16 protein-coding genes, 3 tRNA genes and 2 pseudogenes are annotated in these 20,357 nt (G+C 63.9%); 13 read left to right on the forward strand and 8 right to left on the reverse strand.

The window, feature by feature from the left end; genetic code table 11:
- Window positions 1-58 precede the first annotated feature (58 nt).
- From radC to sfsA, 3 genes are read right to left on the reverse strand one after another with little or no spacing between them, the layout of a single operon-like run.
- Entirely contained in the window at window positions 59-757 is a 699-nt protein-coding gene (gene radC / locus HY058_22060; protein MBI3499991.1) for a DNA repair protein RadC, read from the reverse strand.
- Window positions 758-760: 3 nt separating this feature from the next.
- A complete protein-coding gene (gene map / locus HY058_22065; GenBank protein ID MBI3499992.1) occupies window positions 761-1,585 on the reverse strand; it encodes a type I methionyl aminopeptidase in 825 nt (274 codons plus the stop codon).
- Between the two features lie 15 nt (window positions 1,586-1,600).
- A complete protein-coding gene (gene sfsA, locus HY058_22070) occupies window positions 1,601-2,314 on the reverse strand; it encodes a DNA/RNA nuclease SfsA (GenBank protein MBI3499993.1) in 714 nt (237 codons plus the stop codon).
- A gap of 317 nt (window positions 2,315-2,631) precedes the next feature.
- Between sfsA and HY058_22075 the strand changes: the two genes are divergently transcribed.
- The 4 genes from HY058_22075 (at window position 2,632) to HY058_22090 (ending at window position 6,329) form a co-directional block, all read left to right on the forward strand.
- Window positions 2,632-3,390, forward strand: coding sequence for a competence/damage-inducible protein A (locus tag HY058_22075; protein ID MBI3499994.1), 759 nt, complete (start codon window positions 2,632-2,634; stop codon window positions 3,388-3,390).
- 144 nt (window positions 3,391-3,534) lie between these two features.
- A complete protein-coding gene (locus tag HY058_22080) occupies window positions 3,535-4,110 on the forward strand; it encodes a ferritin-like domain-containing protein (GenBank protein MBI3499995.1) in 576 nt (191 codons plus the stop codon).
- 249 nt (window positions 4,111-4,359) lie between these two features.
- Window positions 4,360-6,087, forward strand: coding sequence for an MASE1 domain-containing protein (locus tag HY058_22085; protein MBI3499996.1), 1,728 nt, complete (start codon window positions 4,360-4,362; stop codon window positions 6,085-6,087).
- Window positions 6,088-6,240: 153 nt separating this feature from the next.
- Window positions 6,241-6,329: transfer RNA gene (locus HY058_22090), tRNA-Leu, on the forward strand.
- A gap of 230 nt (window positions 6,330-6,559) precedes the next feature.
- On the opposite strand, the gene HY058_22095 is transcribed toward HY058_22090, so the two are convergent.
- The 3 genes from HY058_22095 to HY058_22105 all read right to left on the reverse strand — a co-directional run bounded on the left by HY058_22095 (window position 6,560) and on the right by HY058_22105 (window position 7,712).
- Window positions 6,560-6,916 carry a DUF86 domain-containing protein gene (locus HY058_22095; protein MBI3499997.1) on the reverse strand — a complete coding sequence of 119 codons (357 nt, stop codon included), beginning with the start codon at window positions 6,914-6,916 and terminating at the stop codon, window positions 6,560-6,562.
- Window positions 6,916-7,215, reverse strand: coding sequence for a nucleotidyltransferase family protein (locus HY058_22100; protein ID MBI3499998.1), 300 nt, complete (start codon window positions 7,213-7,215; stop codon window positions 6,916-6,918). Before HY058_22100 ends, HY058_22095 begins: the two co-directional genes overlap by 1 nt.
- A gap of 176 nt (window positions 7,216-7,391) precedes the next feature.
- Window positions 7,392-7,712: an XRE family transcriptional regulator gene (locus HY058_22105; protein ID MBI3499999.1), complete on the reverse strand. Its 321-nt coding sequence runs from the start codon at window positions 7,710-7,712 to the stop codon at window positions 7,392-7,394.
- A 367-nt stretch (window positions 7,713-8,079) separates the two neighbouring features.
- Between HY058_22105 and HY058_22110 the strand changes: the two genes are divergently transcribed.
- The 7 genes and pseudogenes from HY058_22110 (at window position 8,080) to HY058_22140 (ending at window position 13,105) form a co-directional block, all read left to right on the forward strand.
- Window positions 8,080-8,169, forward strand: a tRNA-Leu gene (locus HY058_22110).
- A gap of 15 nt (window positions 8,170-8,184) precedes the next feature.
- Entirely contained in the window at window positions 8,185-8,982 is a 798-nt protein-coding gene (locus HY058_22115; protein ID MBI3500000.1) for a glucose 1-dehydrogenase, read from the forward strand.
- A gap of 235 nt (window positions 8,983-9,217) precedes the next feature.
- On the forward strand, window positions 9,218-11,191 hold the full coding sequence (locus HY058_22120) for an ABC transporter substrate-binding protein (protein ID MBI3500001.1): 1,974 nt from the start codon (window positions 9,218-9,220) through the stop codon (window positions 11,189-11,191).
- Between the two features lie 291 nt (window positions 11,192-11,482).
- A complete protein-coding gene (locus HY058_22125) occupies window positions 11,483-11,860 on the forward strand; it encodes a type II toxin-antitoxin system RelE/ParE family toxin (protein MBI3500002.1) in 378 nt (125 codons plus the stop codon).
- A pseudogene (locus tag HY058_22130) lies at window positions 11,857-12,093 on the forward strand (helix-turn-helix domain-containing protein). The gene HY058_22125 and the pseudogene HY058_22130 overlap by 4 nt, the downstream one beginning before the upstream one ends.
- A tRNA-Leu gene (locus HY058_22135) sits at window positions 12,091-12,240 on the forward strand. The pseudogene HY058_22130 and the gene HY058_22135 overlap by 3 nt, the downstream one beginning before the upstream one ends.
- A gap of 3 nt (window positions 12,241-12,243) precedes the next feature.
- A pseudogene (locus tag HY058_22140) lies at window positions 12,244-13,105 on the forward strand (hypothetical protein).
- Between the two features lie 200 nt (window positions 13,106-13,305).
- On the opposite strand, the gene HY058_22145 reads toward HY058_22140, so the two are convergent.
- Window positions 13,306-13,692 carry an XRE family transcriptional regulator gene (locus HY058_22145; protein MBI3500003.1) on the reverse strand — a complete coding sequence of 129 codons (387 nt, stop codon included), beginning with the start codon at window positions 13,690-13,692 and terminating at the stop codon, window positions 13,306-13,308.
- Window positions 13,689-14,000, reverse strand: a complete 312-nt coding sequence (locus HY058_22150; protein MBI3500004.1) for a type II toxin-antitoxin system HigB family toxin — start codon at window positions 13,998-14,000, stop codon at window positions 13,689-13,691. Before HY058_22150 ends, HY058_22145 begins: the two co-directional genes overlap by 4 nt.
- 478 nt (window positions 14,001-14,478) lie before the next feature.
- Between HY058_22150 and HY058_22155 the strand changes: the two genes are divergently transcribed.
- Together HY058_22155 and HY058_22160 are read left to right on the forward strand one after the other, a co-directional pair.
- Window positions 14,479-17,544, forward strand: a complete 3,066-nt coding sequence (locus HY058_22155) for a DEAD/DEAH box helicase family protein (protein ID MBI3500005.1) — start codon at window positions 14,479-14,481, stop codon at window positions 17,542-17,544.
- Between the two features lie 2 nt (window positions 17,545-17,546).
- A complete protein-coding gene (locus HY058_22160; GenBank protein MBI3500006.1) occupies window positions 17,547-20,330 on the forward strand; it encodes a site-specific DNA-methyltransferase in 2,784 nt (927 codons plus the stop codon).
- Window positions 20,331-20,357 lie beyond the last annotated feature (27 nt).

The following is a 20,357-nucleotide window of genomic DNA, read 5'->3' on the forward strand; positions in this document are numbered from 1 at the left end:
GTGCCCCCTCCCTCGCCGACAGGCGGGGGAGGGACGGGGTGGGGGCATTCGGCGGCCTTTAGATCAGCCCCTTGGCCTTCATGCTGGTGTGGCCGGAGCGGCCGACGATGACGTGGTCGTGCACGGCGAGGCCCAAGGCGCTGGCGGCGCGGACGACCTCGCGGGTCATGTCGATATCGGCCCGGCTGGGGGTGGTGTCGCCCGAGGGGTGGTTGTGCACCAGGATGAGCGCCGAGGCGCCGAGCTCGAGCGCGCGCTTCACCACCTCGCGCGGATAGAGGGGCGTGTGGTCGACGGTGCCGGTCTGCTGCACCTCGTCGGCGATGATGACGTTCTTGCGGTCGAGGAAGAGAATGCGGAACTGCTCGGTCTTGCCGAAGGCCATGCTGGAGCGGCAGTAGTCGAGAAGCGCCTGCCAGGAGGAGACGGCCGGGCGGTTCACGACTTGGGCCCGCATCAGCCGAAGCGCCGCCGCCTGCGCGGTCTTCAAGGCCGCGACCGTGGCCTCGCCCATGCCCTTCACCTGCTGCAGCTCTTCCGGCGTGGCCGAGATCACCTCGGCGAAGCCGCCGAAGCGCAGGATGAGCCGCTTCGCCAAGGGCTTCATGTCGCCCCTGGTCTGCCCCAGGAACAACAGCAGCTCTAGAAGCTCGTAATCGGGAAAGTCTTCCGGCCCGGCCTTGAGAAAGCGCTCCCGCAAGCGCTGCCGGTGACCGAGATAGTGGGGTTCGCTCTTGTCGCCCACCGCCTCACCCAAGCCTCACATATAGGGCGGCTGGTTGAGCCCGGCCGGCGAGACCGTGAAGATCTCATGGCCGCTCTCGGTCACGCCGAGGGTGTGCTCGAACTGCGCCGACAGGCTCTTGTCCTTGGTGACCGCGGTCCAGCCATCGGCCAGCACCTTCACCTCCCAGCGCCCGGCATTGATCATCGGCTCGATGGTGAAGATCATGCCCGCTCGCAAGGCCAAGCCCTCGCCGGGCTGGCCGTAATGGAGCACGCTCGGCGGCTCGTGGAAGATGCGCCCGACGCCGTGGCCGCAGAAGTCGCGCACCACCGAGAAGCGGTGCGCCTCGGCATGGCTCTGGATGGCATGGCCGATGTCGCCCAAGGTCGCACCCGGCTTCACCGCCTCGATGCCCCGCATCAGGCACTCATAGGTCACCTCGCAGAGCTTGCGCGCCTTCACGCCGACCTTGCCCACATAGAACATCCGGCTGGAGTCGCCATGCCAGCCATCGAGCTTCGGGGTGACATCGATGTTGATGACGTCGCCCTCGACCAGGGTCTTCTTGTCGTCGGGGATGCCGTGGCAGACCACATGATTGACCGAGGTGCAGATAGAGCGGGGGAAGCCGCGATAGCCCAAGGGGGCGGAGACCGCACCACGGGCGGCGATGAACTCGGCGGCGAGCCGGTCGAGCTCGCCGGTGGTAACCCCGGGGCGCACATGGGGTGCTATAAAGTCCAAGGTCTCGGCCGCGAGCCTGCCCGCAAGGCGCATGCCCTCGAAGGCATCGGACCCGTGCAGGCGCACCTTCCCCGCCTCGCCATCGCGTACAACCGGTGCGGTATCTCGGCTCATCTCTTCCATCGTCCTTCAGGGCGCCATGGGGACCGCCCGGGCGAGCTCGATCGCCTCGGCGGTGATGGTGCAATCATAGCACAAGGCCTCCACCCCCGTGAGCCGGGCGCGCCGGAAGGCCTCGGCATAAGCCGGGTCGATGTCGTCGGCCAAGGCGAAGCGATCGCAGTCGCCCCGCTGTATGAGGTAGAGCATCACCGCTCTTTCGCCTCGCGCGGCCACGTGGCCCAGCTCCATCAAATGCTTGGCCCCGCGCTTGGTCACCGCGTCGGGAAACTCCGCCAGCCCCGGACCCGGCCCGCCGTCGCGGCGCAAATGCACGTTCTTGACCTCGACATAGCAGGCCTCGCGTCCCTCATCCTCGAGCAGGAGGTCGATGCGGCTGTTGGTGCCGTAGCGCACCTCGCGCCGGAGGCTGGAATAGCCGGCCAGGGGCGGAATCGACCCGGCACGGATCGCGCCCTCGACGATGGCATTGGGATTGAGAGTGTTGATGCCCACCAGATAATCGCCCACAAGCACCAATTCCAGGGTGTAGGCGAGCTTGCGGGCGGGGTTGGCCGCGCGCGACAGCCAGACCTCGGAGTCCGGATCGGCCAGCCCGATCATGCCGCCGGGATTGGGGCAGTGCACGGTCAAAACCTCCCCCGACTCCAGGCGCACATCGGCCAAAAACCGCTTGTAGCGCCGGATCAGCCGGCCCGGCACCAAGGGCGTGGGAAACCGCATGGGGGGATCGATAGCCGCTCGCGCGCCTCGATTCCAGGTGGATTCACCACGATAGAGGTAAGAGAGGAAGATTTGACCGCGGAGATCGCTGAGAAGCGCAGAGTTCAAGAATGTCTTCAGCCGCGCCGGGCGCGGCACAAGACTTTCCCGTTGCGTTCTCCGCGTTGTCCTCCGCGTACTCTGCGGTTGGCCTTTCCTTGTCTCTCGGGTCCTCGTCCGCGAGCTCTTCGCTCGCCAGACCTCTGTGGTGAACCCTCCTCCCCTTCGGCTATCATCGCCGAAAATGCCTTGAAGGACTTCAGGCTTGGACCCGGAAAATGTCCGCTGACTCCGTCGTGACCGCCGCCGTCATCATCATCGGCAACGAGGTGCTCTCGGGCCGGACCCAGGACACCAATCTGAATTGGCTCGCCCGCGAGCTGACCCAGGTCGGCGTGCGCCTCATCGAGGCCCGCGTCATCCGGGACGAGGAGAGGGCGATCGTGGCTGCCGTCAACGAGCTGCGCGAACGCGTCGACTATGTCTTCACCACCGGCGGCATCGGCCCCACCCATGACGACATCACGTCGGAATGCATCGCCAAGGCGTTCGGGCTGAAGCTCATCCGCAACCCCGAGGCGGTCCGGCGCCTGGAGGCGCATTACCCGCCGGGCAGCCTGAACGAGGCGCGCCTGCGCATGGCGAACACGCCCGAAGGGGCGACACTCATCGAGAACCCGGTGAGCAAGGCACCGGGCTTCCAGATCGGCAATGTCTATGTCATGGCCGGTGTGCCCAGCGTCATGCGCGCCATGTTCGACGGCATCAAGGGAAGGCTCAGAGGCGGGGCGCTGCAGCTTTCGCGCACCGTAAGCTGCACCTTGGGCGAAGGCGTCATCGCCAAGGATCTGGCGGCCCTCCAAGGCCGCTACGGCGATCTCGAGATCGGCTCCTATCCCTATTTCCGCGCCGGCGGCTTCGGCGTGAGCCTGGTCATCCGCGGCACCGAGGCTCTCCGCCTGCTGGCGGCGGCGGAGGAGCTGAAGGCCATCATCCGCGCCCTTGGCGGCGATCCCCGGGAAGAAGAGGCCGCCTAGTGATAAGACAAGATGCCCCCACCCCAGCCCTCCCCCGCCTGACGGCGGAGGAGGGAGCACGACATCCTCGCTCCCTCCCCCGCCTTCATAGGTGGGGGAGGGTGGGGTGGGGGCGCTCGCAGAACCGAAAACGAGGAGTTGGCCATGACCGAACCACGCCTGCCCACGCTGATGCTCCCGCGCCGGCGAATCATCGGCGCCACCTTGTCGGCGACGGCGGTGGCGCTGTTGGCCGGCTGTGCCGCCTCGGGCGAGGGCATGCAATCCGCCCTGGCCACGGCCCCGAAGGACGTGGACCTCCTCAACGTCGCCCTCGATCTCGAATATGGCGCGATTGCCGCCTATCAGCTCGCGGCCGACTCGAAGCTCTTGGAGCCGGGGGTGCTCCAGCTCGCCGGCGGCTTCCAAGCCGATCACCGGGAGCATGCGGCCCTGTTGTCCCGCACCATCGGCCAGCTCGGCGGCAGGCCGGTCGGCCCGAAGCCGGTGGCCGACTACAAATTCCGCACCGACCGCTTGACCAACCAGGCGAACATCCTCGCCTTTGCCGCGGAGCTGGAGCGCCAGGCCGCCAGCGCCTATCTCTCCACCGTCCCCGCCTTCGCCGACCGCAAGCTGGCAGCCGCCGCCGCCAGCATCCTCGGCGCCGAGACCATGCACTGGGCGATCCTTCGCAACGCCCTCGGCCAACCGCCGCTCCCGGCCCCGTTCATCGCCTGAGGGCCATGAGGATTCACCACGGAGACACGGAGATCACGGAGACGAGAGGATTTCATGCGCGCCTTGCGCGCCGATACTCCCTCTTCTCCGTGCCTCCGTGGTGAACCTTGTGCTCGGGTTGAGGCGGGGCTTGGAGGGGGCAGGACCAGGTGACAGAAATAAGATGCCTCGTTCTGTATGTGCACTCTCGATGACAGGCCCCGGTTTCGGCTAAGCTCCGCCGCTTTGACAAGGGGTGGGGACTAAGCATTGCCGTTAACCGCTGATATCGCCGCGGCCGTGGGCCGCAAGCCGAACCCGTGGGCGCCGCCGGCGCTCGCCGAGGGCGGGCCTTTGGTCTGGGTCGGGGCCAACCTCATCGTGGCCGCCTGCTACTTCGCCCTTGCCGGCGTGGTGAGCCAGTTCTTCGCCGCCTATGGGCTGTTTCCGGCACCGATCTGGCTGCCGACCGGCATCGCCTTCGTCGGCGCCATGGCGGGGCAGCTCCGGATGTTCCCCGGCATCTTCCTGGGCTCCTTCCTCGCCAACGCCATCCTCTTCGCCCCGCCCCTCCACATCACCACCATCATCTCCATCAGCAATGCGGCCGGCCCCGTCATCGGCGCCATGGTCATGCGCCGCCTCCGCCCCGATTCCGGCCTCTTCACCAACTTCTATGGCGTGGTCGCCTTCGTCTTCTGCTCGACCTTCCTCTCGCCCGCCATCATCGCCACCGGCGGCACCGTGGCCCTGGTGCTGGGCGATCCCCTCGACTGGACCCGGCTCTATTCCATCTGGGTCAATTGGTGGCTGGCCGACAGCGGCGGCTCGCTCTACCTGGCGCCGGCCTTGACCTTGTGGCTCCGCCTCGAGCACGAGGCGGAGTTCCAGGCGGCCCATAAGCGGCACACCGCACTCCGCCACAACCTCGCGGTCTGGGCCTGGATCGCCGCCGTCAGCCTGGCCTTGTTCCTCACCCCGCCGTTGCAAGGCACCTATATCCGCTCCGCCTTTCCCTTCCTCCTGGTGGTGCCGCTCTCCTGGATCGCGCTCAGGATGTCGCTGCGCTCGGCCTATAGCTTGGTGACCTTGGTCGCCATCGCGGCCACCGCCGGCACCGTCGCCGGCTACGGGCCGTTTCAGAACCAGAGCCTCGCCAATCCGCTCCAGCTCGTCGGCACCTTGGTGGTGCTGCTGGCGATGAACGTCTTGACCATCGTGGCGCTGGTCGGCGAGCGCCACGAGGCGGAGACCCAGAACCAGGTGAAATCCATGTTCCTCGCCACCACCAGCCACGAGCTCAGGGCGCCGTTGAACGCCATCATCGGCTTCTCCACGATCATCGACAATCCGAGCCTGGTCCCGGCGGCCGAGCGCGACCCGGGCAAATATGCCCGCCTCATCCGCTCCTCGGGCGAGCATCTCCTGGCCCTCATCAACGATCTCCTGGAGATGTCGAAGATCGAGGCCGGCCGCTTCGAGCTGACCGAGGCGCCGGTCAGTCTCCGCCGGATCGTGGCCGAGTCGATGGAGCTCATCCTGATGCAGGCCGAGGCGAAAAAGGTCGCGGTCGCCGCCGCCGACGTGCCGGCCGAGCTCACGGTCCGGGCCGATGCGAAGGCGCTCCGCCAGATCCTGCTCAACCTCCTCTCGAACGCGGTCAAGTTCACCCCTGCAGGCGGGCGGGTCACGATCGCCGCGGCGCTGGGACGGCAGGGCGAGCTCGAGCTCCGCGTCGCCGACACCGGTGTCGGCATCCCGGCGGACGCTCTGGAGCGCGTCTTCGCCCCCTTCGAGCGCGCGCATAAGGACAAGGTCGAAGGCACCGGCCTCGGCCTCGCCATCGCCCGCGCGCTGGTCATGCTCCATGGCGGCACCATCGGCCTCGAAAGCACCCTCGGCCACGGCACCACCGCCATCGTCACGCTTCCCGCCAGCCGCACCGCCGACGCCGCCACCCCGCCGCCGCCAAACCCGCAGGCGCGGGCCGCGTCTTAGAGACGGCTCCCCGTGTTCCTACCCCCTCGCCCGCGCGTCATACGCGCGGGAGAGGGTGGGGGTGAGGGTCTTCAACGGGCTGCCGCCGCCCCCAGCATTTCAGCCCCAGCCCGCCCCCTGCTAGATTGCCCCCCCTGTTAGATCGTGCTTTGGGCCCGCTTGGCGGAACCGGTAGACGCAACGGACTTAAAATCCGTTCGCCCGAAACGGCGGTGGGGGTTCGAGTCCCCCAGCGGGCACCAATCGATGCGCGCCTTGGCGTCCCGCCCTGCGCGTGCGCGGGCCTGGGACAGCAGGACGGGGCGCCCGGTCGCGTCGCAAAGACCCTCCCCCCACATGGGCAAGGGAGGAGGAGGCGCCGCTCGGCTCTCTCCCTCGCCGTCAGGCGGGGGCGGCGGTGGCGGCTCGAGACCCCCCGCGGGCACCAATCGACGCGGGACCACACGCGCGGTGTCGTTCGCGTCCGACTCGCTCATGCACCCTTGCCGACGGGGCGTCGTGCGAGCATTGCGTCCAATGCCGCCTTCAAGCCATGCGTCTCGGTCGTGATGATCCCCCACAGGATGGCATCGTCGAGCCGGAAGTACTCGTGGCGGATGCGATTGCCGATGCTCTTGATCTGTGACCATGGCTCGGCCGCAAAATCCGCGAGCCAGTCGTCAGGAATATGCCGAACCGCCTCCGATATCGTCTGGATCGCGTAGGCGGCTGCTCGGCGCGCAATCGGGTCCGCCTTGAATTGGTCGAGCGTCATGCGCGCCGCCAGCTCGTGCAGAATGGCGATCTCCGCCAGGCAATCCCGAATGGCTACCGTGGGATCTTTGGCCATCACAGGACCCGGATGGCATCCCTCTCAATCCGATCCTTCATCAATGGATGCAACGCGTTCCGCGTCGTGATGGTGACCGGGACGCCCAGAACCCCGGCGATCTCCTCCTCGATTTGCATGAGGCGGAACATGTTCGGCACCTTCGATGCGGGGTTGTAGTCGATGAACAGGTCGAGGTCGCTGTCGGGCCGCTCGGTGCCGCGAGCGCGCGAGCCGAAAATGAATAGCCCGGTCGCGCCGTTCTCCCGGAGAGCAGCGTTATATGTCTTCAGGCGTTCGATCAGGCCAGCTCGGTCCATGCCGGGAATGTTGCCACATAAGGCGAGATAGGGCGAGACTCCCGGAGCGCCCCGAAATCCGAAACGACGCCAAGTCTCCTCCAGGCCGCTTCGGATGGCATCTAGAATTTCTCTTGGCGTCAGATCGGTCATTGCGTGGTTCTTTCGATCATCGCCCACCGGTCGAGCCCGGAAACTCAGGCCGCGATGCCGATGCGCGCCGGTACACCGCGGTTCGATGGCCTGACGACGATCCGGACGCTCTGCCCCAGCGCCGTCAGCGCCTGCATGAGGCGCTCCAGAGAAATCCCCCTCAGCTTGTAGCGCCGAATGGCCGAAAGCTTCGGCTGCGGCATCCCGAGCAGGATCGCGGCCGCGGATTGGGTCAAGCCGCGCGCGGCGAGAATGTCGTTGATCTTCTTCGCCAGCATGGTCTTCGCCGACAGCTCCTCGGCATCCGGGAAACCGAGATCGGCCAGCACGTTGTCGGTGCCGGGTGTCTTGCGCGTGCGAGTCATGTCGCCATTCCTCCGCGGTTCCGCGATCGGGCGCCAGAGCGAATTCCGATGACGAGGAATCCCCCTCACCCTGCCCTCTCCCAGTGGGGGAGAGGGTTGCGAAGGGTTGGCGTGGCGCTAGCCACGCCTTACCCGGTCGGGACGGTTGGGGACGGATCCTCCCGTCCCCAACGTCCGCGCCGGAAGGATCCGGCGCGGACGTCCCCGACGGGTGAGGGGGTGATGCTGTCGCAACGGAAGCTACTCTTGACCTGCCCTCGTCTCGGGTCCACCAATTCTATATCTATATGGATATAAGTGCTCAAACCGCTAGCGAGGCGCTCTCGGCGCCGATCGCGTGATCGAGGCCTTAAATTGCAGGGTCAGGGCCCGCCTAGTGGAACCGGGTGACGCAACGGACTTAAAATCCGTTCGCCCGAAACGGCGATGCGGGTTCGAGTCCCTTGAGCGGGCACCACGGGAGACATTGTCCATGCCGGGACTGTTGAACGGGAAGGTCGCTCTCATCACCGGCGGCGCGCGCGGGATCGGGTTGGCCATCGGTCGCTGCTTTCTTGGCGAAGGCTGCCTGGTGGCGTTTGCCGACATCGAAGCGCCGGCCAAGGACGAGACCGCCTTGTCCCAAGCCTCCGCCCGTTTCGACCGCGTGGATATCTCCAAGGGCGATGCGGTCGAAGCCTGGGTCGACGCCGTCGCCGCCACCTGGGGTCGCCTCGATGTGCTGGTCAACAACGCCGCCCTCAACCTGGTCAAGACCGCAGCCGCTTCCAGCGAGGCCGATTGGGACCGGGTGATGGGTGTGAACCTCAAGGGTGCCTGGCTCGCCGCCAAGCATGCCGTTCCCCATCTCGCCCGCCGGGGCGGCGGCAGCATCATCAATCTCGCCTCCGCCCATGGCACGCGCACCGAGCCGGACAAGTTTCCCTACAACGTCTCCAAGGCCGGCATGCTGGGGTTGACGGTGGCACTCGCGGTCGAGCTGGGCCCGCACAAGATCCGCGTCAATTCCATCGTGCCCGGCATGGTCCGCTCGGTCTTCACCGAAGGCTACATCAAGACCTTCAAAGACCCTGAGGAAGCCTGGCGGCGCATCCTGGGCGAGCACCCCATGGGCCGCATCGCCGAGCCGAAAGACATTGCCGATTGCGCCCTCTTTCTTGCGAGCGACCTCAGCGGCTACATCTCCGGCACGCATATCCACGTCGATGGCGGACGCGAGGCCCAGCTCCATAGCTTTGCCGACATTCAGCGAGAGGCTTGGAAGGGGTAGTGTAGACTGGGGCGGGAAACTTGAGCGTGTTCCGATGGCGTGGACCCCCCCTCTTCTCGTCACCCCCGGACTTGATCCGGGGGTCCATCGTGCGATCGAAAGATGGACCCGCGGATCAAGTCCGCGGGTGACGAGCAGAAAAATGATTCCACGCCATCGGAACGCGCTCTAGCGAATTCCGATCGGCGTTCAGCGCTTTGGCACCACGCATGAGCCAGATCAAGGGGAGGACGTGATGGCGCAGCATTCGAAAGACCGTGGCGATCGCGCATACCTTCTGACGTCGCCCTTGTCGCGGCGCGGCTTCGTCGCCGGCATGGGCGGGCTTGCCGCCACGAGCGTTCTGGGCGGCCCCGCTCTGGCTCAGCAGACCAAGGAGGCGCCGGAGCTGGCGCGCCTGGTGGCCGACGGCAAGCTGCCGCCCTTGGCGGAGCGCTTGCCGAAAAGCCCGCTGGTGATCACACCCTGGGAGCGCCAGGGAGTCTATGGCGGGCAGATCCGCCGCGGGCTTCGAGGCGGCGCCGACCACAACGGCATCCTGCGCATGGTCGGCAATCAGGGGCTGACCCGCTGGAATCTGGAATTCACCGAGGCGGTGCCGAACGTGGCCGAGCGCTGGGAGGTGAGCCCGGACACTTCCGAGTTCACCTTCCACTTGCGCGCCGGCATGCGCTGGTCGGACGGGCATCCCTTCACCGCCGACGACATCCTCTTCGCCTTCGAGGACTGCATCGGCAATGCCGAGCTCTACCGCTCGCCCCCCAGCCCGTTCGTGATCAACGGTCGGCTGTGCAAGGTGGAGAAGCTGAGCGACACCGCAATCAAGCTCAGATTCGCCGGGCCCTACGGCCTCTTGCTGGAGCAGCTGGCGACCCCCTTGGGCCAGCACCCGACGCTCTTCCCCAAGCACTATTGCAGCCAGTTCCACCCGAAATACAATCCCAAGATCCAAGACCCGATGCGCCAAGCGAACGTCACCGATTGGGCGCAGCTCTTTCGGCTCCGCTGCGGCGACATCGAGATGCCACAGCGCTGGGGCAACCCGGAGAAGCCGACCCTCGATCCCTGGCTCGTCGAGGAGCCCTACACCGGCGGCGCCACGCGGGTCACCATGAAGCGCAACCCGTATTTCTGGCAGGTGGATGCGGCGGGCAATCAGCTTCCCTATGTGGAACGCATCCAGTTCACCATCTACCAGGACGTGGAAAGCCTGATGCTGGACGCGATGGCCGGGCGGCTCGACATCCAGGAACGGCATCTGGATACCTTGGCGAACAAGCCGATCCTGGCCGGGGCGGCGTCGAAGGGCGGATTCCGCCTATTTGAGACCATCAACGCCAACAGCCAGCAGATGGTCATCTACCCCAACATCACCCACAAGGACCCGGCCGTTCGCGCCATGCTGGCCAACCGCGAGTTCCGGCAGGCCTTGTCGCTCGGCATCAACCGGGCGGAGGTGATCGACATCGTCTATCTGGGCCAGAGCGAGCCCTGGCAGATCGGGCCGAGGCCGACGCATCCCTGGTATCACGAGCGTCTTGCCCGCCAATTCACCGAGCACAAACCCGCCGAGGCGAATGCGATCCTCGATCGCTTGGGCTATGCCAAGCGCGACAGCCAAAACTTTCGCCTGCGCCCCGACGGCCAGCGGGTGTTCTTCGTCGTCGACGTCATCAACGCGCTCTACCCCGATGAGGTCGACGTGCTCGAGCTGGTGAAGCGGCACTGGGCCGGGATCGGCGTCGACATCAAGATCAACACCATCGAGCGGTCGCTCTTCTACACCCGCGGCGGCAACAACGATCACGACATCGCAGTGTGGCCCGGGCCGGGCGGCCTCGACGTCATGCTGAGCTCGTACCCTTATTTCGCCCAGGATCCCCAGGGCTCGCGCTACGCCATCCCCTGGGCCAACTGGTATGTGAGCGGCGGCAAAGAGGGCCAAGAGCCGCCCGCCGACCAGAAGCGGCGCATGCAGCTCTTCGACCAGGCGCGCTCCACCATCGACATCGGCCGCCGCGGCCAGCTGATGAAGGAGGTGTTCAGCCTCTGCGCCGATGCCTTCGAGACAATCGGCGTGTGCCTGGCCCCGAACCTCTTCGGCATCGCCAGCAACAAGCTCCTGAACGTGCCGGCGCGCATGCCGAACGCCTGGTCCTGGCCCAACCCCGGCCCGTCCCTGCCGCAGCAGTACTTCTTTACGAGCTGAGGGGCGGCGTCGGGGGCAACGCATGCTCCCTCTCCCGCACCGCGGGGTCGGGGCCGCGAAGAGCGGACCGACGGCCTGGGGTGAGGGTCGTTCGACGTCGATGGCTCGAGCGTCATGTCCAATGAGGTGTGGGTGCGGAGGTGAGATCGGCTTCCTTGCAACGGGAGTGGGGGCGAGTCCCCCGGCAGGCACCATCCCGCAATCCGCTTCAACTCCCGACGCCCAATGCGTTCGTGGGTGCGGCGCTGCGCGACCACTTGACGATGCTACGGCATTGCCGTACATACGCTTGTGCATAGCGTCATCGAAACTCGCTCGTTCTTGCGAGACGCCCAGAACGTCGGAATGTCCGAATCGGAACGCGAGGCAATCGTAGCGGCAATCTCGCGAGACCCGAAGAGGGGCGACCTGATGCAGGGCACGGGTGGTGCCCGGAAGATCAGGTTTGCCGGGCGTGGCAAGGGCAAGTCGGGCGGATACCGTGTTGTGACGTTTTATGCGGCCGATGCCATTCCGGTGTTCTTGCTTGCCGTCATCTCGAAAGGCGAGCGCGCCAACTTGTCGAGGGCAGAGCAAAACGCCTTGAGAGTCGAGCTTGCTGGGCTCGTCGATGACTATCGGGCCGGTGCAGCGCGAAGGATCGCAGCGTTCACGCGACTGAGGAGATGAGCATGACTTCGTTGGGCAGGAGATTGATCGGCGCTGCGAAAGAGGCACGTGCGATCGTTCGGGGCGAGGTGGATCCCTCGAAATACCGCGTTCACATTCCAGCCGAGGTCGACGTCAGGCGAATTCGCCGACGTCTCAAGTTGACCCAAGGAGAATTCTCGCGCCGCTTCGGCATTCCGCAAGGGACGCTGCGGGATTGGGAGCAGGGGCGGAGGCGACCGGAGGGCCCGGCCAGGGCCTTTCTGTTGGTCATTCAACACGAACCGAAAGCTGTCGAACGGGCGCTCGCCCAGGCCAACACGTGAGGCGCCCTGTCTGTCGGACTTAAAATCCGTTCGCTGGCAACGGCGGTGGGGGTTCGAGTCCCTCAGTGGGCACCATAGTTGGAGTGCAGACGCTGGCGGGCGCTAGCCTCACTGGAGGTTCAATGGCCGAATGGGTGCTCGAAGTGTTTCCGGCAGGCCTTGTCGCTCGGCATCAACCGGGCGGAAATCATCGACATCGTCTATCTGGGCCAGAGCGAGCCCTGGCAGATCGGGCCGCGGCCGACGCATCCCTGGTATCACGAGCGCCTCGCCCGCCAATACACCGAGCACAAGCCGGAAGAGGCAAACCGGATCCTCGACCGTCTGGGCTACGCCAAGCGCGATAGCCAAAACTTTCGCCTGCGCCCCGACGGCCAGCGGGTGTTCTTCGCCGTCGACGTCATCAACGCGCTCTACCCCGATGAGGTCGACGTGCTCGAGCTGGTGAAGCGGCACTGGACCGGGATCGGCGTCGACATCAAGATCAACACCATCGAGCGGTCGCTCTTCTACACCCGCGGCGGCAACAACGATCACGACATCGCGGTGTGGCCCGGGCCGGGCGGCCTCGACGTCATGTTGAGCTCGTACCCTTATTTCGCCCAGGATCCCCAGGGCTCGCGCTACGCCATCCCCTGGGCCACCTGGTATGTGAGCGGCGGCAAGGACGGCCAAGAGCCGCCCGCCGACCAGAAGCGGCGCATGCAGCTCTTCGACCAGGCGCGCTCCACCATCGACATCGCCCGGCGCGGCCAGCTGATGAAAGAGGTGTTCAACCTCTCAGCCGATGCCTTCGAGACCATCGGCGTGTGCCTGGCCCCGAACCTCTTCGGCATCGCCAGCAACAAGCTCCTGAACGTGCCGGCGCGCATGCCGAACGCCTGGTCCTGGCCCAACCCCGGGGCCCTCGCTGCCGCAGCAGTATTTCTTTACGAGCTGAGGGGGTGGGGGCGCCACTCATACACCCTCTCCCGCCTAGCGGCGAGGGCGGGAGCACGATGACGGCTCTCAACTCCCTCCCCCGACGTCTTCGGCGGGGGAGGGTAGGGGTGGGGGCACACGGATTTGCCGACGGACTTCATGCTGCGAGCTTCTCGATCGCGACATCAGCCCCCGCACCGCGTGGGAGGCGGCGCCGTTTCACGCCGCCGACCTTCGTCCCCGCGTTCTGGGCGGCGTGATCAGCGCGTCCGCCGGAATGCCCCACTCGCGGTAGAGGGTCCAGGCCATTCTCATCGTCAGGGGACGCTTCCTGGTCAGGATGTCGGATGCGCGCTGGCGCGAGCCGAGCAGGCGGCCGAGATCGGCTTGGGTATAGCCGCCGATTTCCATGCTGTAACGGATCGCATCGATCGTATCGGGCGGTTCGATCGGCCAGCGCCTGCGCTCATAGTCCTCGATGATCAATGCGAGAAGATCGAAGCGATCGGCTTCCGGAGTGCCCGGTTTCGGTTCGTCTTCGAAGTACCGCTCGATCTCCTCGAGCGCAGCGTCATAGTCAGCTTCGGAGCGAAGTGGACGGATCATTTTTTTCGCCATGATACGGTCTCCGGATCGATGCGGTCGTAAGCCGCGTGGGTGCCGATGAACTTCACGAGCACCCGGCCGAACGTAAACGATACGTGGACGACCAACCGGTATTTATTGCCGCCGAGATCGAAGATAACCCGGTTGTCGCCCACGAAATCGACGGTGCCGCCGAACTGCCGCTTTATCTCGGCTGGATTTGCCCAATCCGCTCTGGCCGCAATCGCGAGCCACGCACGGATCGGGCCTTCGGCATGCGGCTGACGTGCCCAGAATTCCTTCAGCGTCCGACGGGCAATCACCTGCATGGCGAAGACATATCATGTCACCAATCTGGTGACAACTGTGCCGCCCTCCATGCCGAGCGCCTGGTCCTGGCCCAACCCCGGGCCGTCGCTGCCGCAGCAGTATTTCTTTACGAGCTGAAGGGCGGCGGGGGGGCAACTCATGCTCCCTCTCCCGCACCGCGGGGTCGGGGCCGCGAAGCGGACCGACGGCGGGGTGAGGGTCGTTCGACGCTGATGGCTTCGCCCGATTCTTGCTACGGCCTGCTCCATGATAGATTGCGCCCTGGGGCCCGTTTGGCGGAACCGGCAGTCGCAACCGACTTAAAATCTGTTCGCTGGAAACGGGAATCGAGGTTCGAGTCCTCGTTGTGGGCACCAAGAGCAGAAAGAGACGGCTGCAAATTCTTAGCTGGCTCTGTAGGGTGTTGCTACCTGTGGTTCTGGGATGCCTAAATCCGCACGTTCGGGCCACGAAGCAAAAACGCGAGTCAGGCACGAAATGCCCAATCCCTTCTTCGAGCGTCCAGTCCTCAATTCTCCCTACGGGCCCCCACGGCAGCATTGGGAGCTGGATGCTCAGGGTCAGCCTACGCAAAAGATCATCGAACGCCGGCGACGCGCGGAGTTCATCACGCCAATTCCCAAACCGAGGAAGCGCAAGAGCACGGCCAGCCAGGAGCAGATGGTCTTCGATGAAGGGAAGGGGCTTTCGAGCGCTGCGCAGCAATACGATCCGACCTCGATCATCAACGAGCTACGCCAGCATGTGGATGCGTGGCGGACGTTGCCAAACCCCAGCCAGTGGCAGGTCACCCCTGAGACCGCGCGGCTGCTGCAGCACTGGCGGCATCACAACTTCGCCAGTGTCCGCCCGTTCTTCTGCCAGGTGGAGGCGACGGAAACAGCGATATGGCTGACGGAGGTCGCGCCGCAGTCAAGGTCGGGAAAGCGGATTCTCGATCACTTGGCCAGCGCCAACAAGGACGCCAATCCGGAGCTGGAGCGCCTCGCCTTGAAGCTGGCAACGGGCGCCGGAAAGACCACCGTCATGGCGATGCTGATCGCCTGGCAGACGATCAACGCCGTACGCCGCCCCAACAGCAGCAGATTTTCCCGCGGCTTTCTCGTGGTGGCGCCGGGCCTCACGATCAAAGACCGCCTGCGCGTGCTGCAGCCCAACGATCCCGACAGCTACTACGCCAGCCGCGAGCTGGTTCCGGGCGACATGCTCGACGATGTGAACAGGTCGAAGATCGTCATCACCAATTATCACGCCTTCAAGCTCCGCGAGCGGATTGACCTGTCGAAAGGTGGGCGCTCGCTGCTCCAAGGGCGGGGTGAAGAACTGAACACCCTCGAAACCGAGGGGCAGATGCTGCAGCGGGTGATGCCCGATCTGATGGGCCTGAAGAACATCCTCGTGCTCAATGACGAGGCGCACCATTGCTACCGTGAAAAGTCCGGCGATGACGACGAAGACGATTTGAAAGGTGACGACAGGAAGGAGGCCGAAAAGAACAACGAGGCGGCGCGACTGTGGATTTCCGGTCTGGAAGCGGTCAACCGCAAGCTCGGCCTGTCCCGGGTCATCGACCTGTCTGCGACGCCATTTTTCCTGCGTGGCTCGGGCTATGCGGAGGGCACGCTCTTCCCGTGGACTATGAGCGATTTCTCCCTGATGGACGCGATCGAATGCGGCATCGTGAAATTGCCGCGCGTGCCGGTGGCCGACAACATCCCGGGCGACGAAATGCCGATGTTCCGCAATCTCTGGGAACATATTCGCTCGAAGATGCCGAAGAAGGGCCGCGGCAAGACCAAGATCCTCGATCCGTTGAGCCTGCCACCGCAACTCCAAACCGCTCTCGAAGCTCTCTACGGCCACTATGAGAAGACCTACGATCTCTGGCAGAAGGTTGGCATACGCGTGCCGCCCTGTTTCATCGTGGTCTGCAACAACACGTCCACATCGAAGCTGGTCTACGACTTCATCTCCGGCTTTCATCGGGAGAATGATGACGGCTCGACCACGCTGCAGAACGGCCGTCTCGCCCTGTTTCGCAATTTCGATGAGCATGGGAATCCGCTGGCCCGGCCGAACACATTGCTGATCGACAGCGAACAGCTGGAATCCGGTGAAGCGCTGGATGACAATTTCCGCAGAATGGCTACCGACGAAATCGATCGGTTCCGCCGCGAAATCGTCGAGCGCACCGGCGATCCGCGCCAGGCGGAGAACATCACCGATCAAGATTTGCTGCGGGAAGTCATGAACACCGTCGGCAAGCACGGCCGATTGGGTGGTTTGATCCGCTGCGTGGTCTCCGTCTCGATGCTCACCGAAGGCTGGGACGCCAATACCGTGACCCACGTGCTGGGCGTGCGTGCCTTTGGCACCCAGCTCCTCTGCGAGCAGGTCATCGGTCGCGCTCTCCGGCGTCAATCATACGATCTCAACGATGACGGTCTCTTCAACGTCGAATATGCTGACGTTCTGGGCATTCCGTTCGACTTCACCGCCAAGCCGGTTGTCGCACCTCCCCAACCGCCGCGCGAAACCGTTCAGGTCAAGGCCGTGCGGCCCGACCGCGACGCTTTGGAGATCCGGTTCCCGCGTGTCGAAGGCTACCGCATCGAATTGCCCAACGAGCGTCTGACCGCCGCGTTCAACGAGGACTCCGTGCTCGAACTGAACCCGGACCTGGTCGGTGCTTCGGAGACGCAGAATTCGGGAATCATCGGTGAAAGGGTTGACCTCAATTTGGTGCACACGGGCGACGTTCGGTCATCGCAGATTCTATATGAGCTGGCGTCGCACCTTGTCCTTACCAAATGGCGCGACCCCGGCGAGGATCCGAAGCTCTACCTGTTTGGGCAGCTAAAGCGCGTCGCCAAGCAATGGCTCGACGGCTATCTCGTCTGTACAGGCGGTACATATCCCGCGCAGCTCAGATACAAGATGCTCGCCGACATGGCATGCGAGCGCATCACCGCCGGAATAACCCGCGCCTTCGTGGAAGGGCGACCGATCAAGGCCGTGCTCGATCCGTACAATCCCACCGGCTCCACCGCCTACGTCAACTTCAATACCTCCAAGACCGACCGCTGGGAAACCGATCCTCGCCGCAGTCACATCAACTGGGTCGTGCTCGACAGCGATTGGGAGGCAGAGTTCTGCCGCGTCGCGGAAGCACACCCGCGCGTCCGGGCCTACGTCAAGAACCACAACCTCGGCTTTGAGGTTCCCTATCGATACGGCTCCGAGATGCGCCGATATCGACCCGACTTCATTGTGCTGGTCGATGACGGGCATGGTGACAAAGACCTTTTGCATCTGGTCGTCGAGATCAAAGGCTACCGGCGCGAGGACGCAAAGGAGAAGAAGTCCACCATGGACTCCTATTGGGTGCCCGGTGTGAACCACCAAGGCACGCATGGCCGTTGGGCGTTTGCCGAATTTGCCGAGGTGTACCGGATCGAAGCCGATTTCAAGGCGAAAATTGCCAGCGAATTTGGAAAAATGATCGGCGCCGTCGGCGCTCAGCCAGTGGATCAGGAAGCCTAGCCATGGCCAAGAAGCCAGCCGCCGGTAAGACCGTCGAGGCGCTCAAGCACGACGAGGCCAAGCGCAAGAACATCCCGACGGCGGAGTACCAATCGGTCCTACAAAAGGAGCAGGAGAATCCTGTCCGCATCGCCTATGAGCGGCGCAACCGAGACCTCGATCCTCAGTTCGTTTGGCGAGGCAAGGATGAGAAGGACTGGAGCGACCTCGTCGTTCACGCCCCGCCGCTCTACATTCAGGAAAAAGTCCACCCCAAGGTGCTGATCGACGACCTGCTGCGCCAGACGAAGGAGCGTGCGCACGAGTCCGGCGAACTCACCCCGGATTTGTTCGCGGACTTCAACGGCATCCCGAAGGATGTGGATAAGACTGAGTTCTATCAACACGACCAGAATTGGTCGAACCGCATGATCCTCGGCGACTCCCTGCAGGTAATGGCGAGCCTTGCCGAGCGCGAGGGCCTGCGAGGTAAGGTGCAGTGCATCTATCTCGATCCGCCATACGGCATTAAGTTCAACAGCAATTTCCAGTGGTCAACGACCAGCCGGGACGTGAAGGACGGCAATTTTAGCCACATCACCCGCGAACCGGAGCAGGTCAAAGCCTTCCGCGACACGTGGCGCGACGGCATCCACAGCTACCTCACCTACCTCCGCGACCGCTTCACCGTCGCTCGTGACCTACTCACTGAGTCGGGCTCCATCTTCGTGCAGATTGGTGCTGAAAACGTCCACCGCGTGCGGGCCGTCATGGATGAGGTGTTTGGAGACAGCAACCATATTGCGACCATCAGTTTCCAAAAAACGGGCTCGACCGATCAGTCACTTGTGCCGCAAACGGTGGACTATCTTCTCGTCTTCGCGAAGGGCATTGAGAACGTCAAATATCGGCAGCTCTACCTGGAAAGGGCTCGTGGAACTCTTGCCCTGGAAAGGTATGACACGGTTTTGGAGGACGACGGTTCAATTCGACCGATCACGCGAGATGAAGTGGCGAAAAACGAACTCGTGGGGAAGGGTTTTCGTGCCCAACTGACTTCACTTACAAGTGCTCGGCCTGCCGGCGAAGGGGACTTACGTGAGTTTACCTTTAACGGCATCTCATACTCACCTGGTGCGGGCACGTTCAAGAGTGATCTTGAAGGATTGCGCCGCCTTGCAGCCGCGGGACGTGCTCGACCCGCCGGTCGCACGCTCCGCTACCTTCGTCGCGTCGATGATTTTCCGGTCGTGCCGATAAATGACCGATGGGAGTCTGTGCAGCTTGGAACTGGATTAACCTATGTCGTGCAAACGAGCACCAAGGTCATTGAGCGTTGCATCCTCATGGCAACCGACCCCGGCGACCTCGTGCTCGACCCGACCTGCGGTTCTGGTACCACCGCCACTGTGGCAGAGCAATGGGGCCGCCGCTGGATCACGATTGACACCTCGCGGGTGGCGTTGGCGCTGGCGCGCGCTCGAATCATGGGTGCACGCTATCCATTTTATCTACTAGCTGATTCCCGCGAGGGTCAGATCAAGGAAGCCGAAGTCATTCGTACCGCGCCGTCCTCACAGGTGGTACGTGGCAACATCCGTCACGGCTTCGTCTACGAGCGCGTGCCGCATATCACCCTTAAGTCGATCACCAACAACGCTGAGATTGACGTCATCTGGGGAACTTGGCAGGTGGAGTTGGGGCCGTTGCGTGAAAAGCTGAACGTCGCACTCAAGCAGCGGTGGCAGGAATGGGAAATCCCCCACGATGGCGACGCCAAATGGTCCGCTTCTGCAAAGAAGCTGCACGCTGATTGGTGGCAAGCGCGCGTCGGCAGGCAAAAGGAGATCGACGCTTCGATCACTGCCAAGGCGGACTTCGAATACCTCTATGATAGACCCTACGAGGATCGGAGAAAGGTGCGAGTAGCTGGACCGTTCACGGTCGAGAGCCTATCACCGCATCGCGTACTTGGGGTTGATGAGAACGACGAGTTAATCGATGGCCTGGCTGATCCCGGCAACGACTACGGCGCCAAGCAGAGCTTTCCTCAAATGATCCTCGAAAATCTCAAGACCTCAGGCGTCCAGCAGGCGCACAAGGAAGACCGGATCACTTTCACCGCACTCACCCCTTGGCCGGGCGAGCTAGTGTGTGCCGAAGGCCGCTACATTGAGGGCGACGCGGAGAAACGCGCCGCTATCTTCATCGGCCCGGAGTTTGGCACCGTCACACGCCCCGACTTGGTGGCTACCGCCCGCGAAGCGGGCGATGCGAATTTCGACGTTCTGATCGCCTGCGCATTCAACTACGAGGCCCACGCAACCGAATTCAGCAAGCTTGGCCGCATACCCGTGCTTAAGGCACGGATGAACGCTGATTTGCACATGGCTGAAGACCTCAAGAACACCGGCAAGGGCAACCTCTTTGTCATTTTCGGAGAGCCGGACATCACGATCCTGCCCGCCGACGGCGGCAAGCTGCGGGTGAAGGTCAACGGCGTTGATGTCTTCCACCCCAATACCGGAGAGGTCCGTAGCGATGGGCCGGATGGGATCGCCTGCTGGTTCATCGACACCGACTACAACGAGGAGAGCTTCTTCGTTCGCCATGCTTATTTCCTGGGCGCGAACGATCCTTATGGTGCGCTCAAGACCACACTTAAGGCCGAGATCGATCAAGAAGCCTGGGCCACACTCAACAGCGATACCTCTCGCGCCTTCGACAAGCCCAAATCGGGGCGCATTGCCGTCAAGGTGATCAACCACCTTGGCGATGAGGTAATGAAGGTATTCGCGGTCAAATAGCCCATATCCTTCTGTCTACCAATGCAA

It is taken from the genome of Pseudomonadota bacterium, from assembly GCA_016195085.1.
Lineage (GTDB): Bacteria > Pseudomonadota > Alphaproteobacteria > SHVZ01 > SHVZ01 > JACQAG01.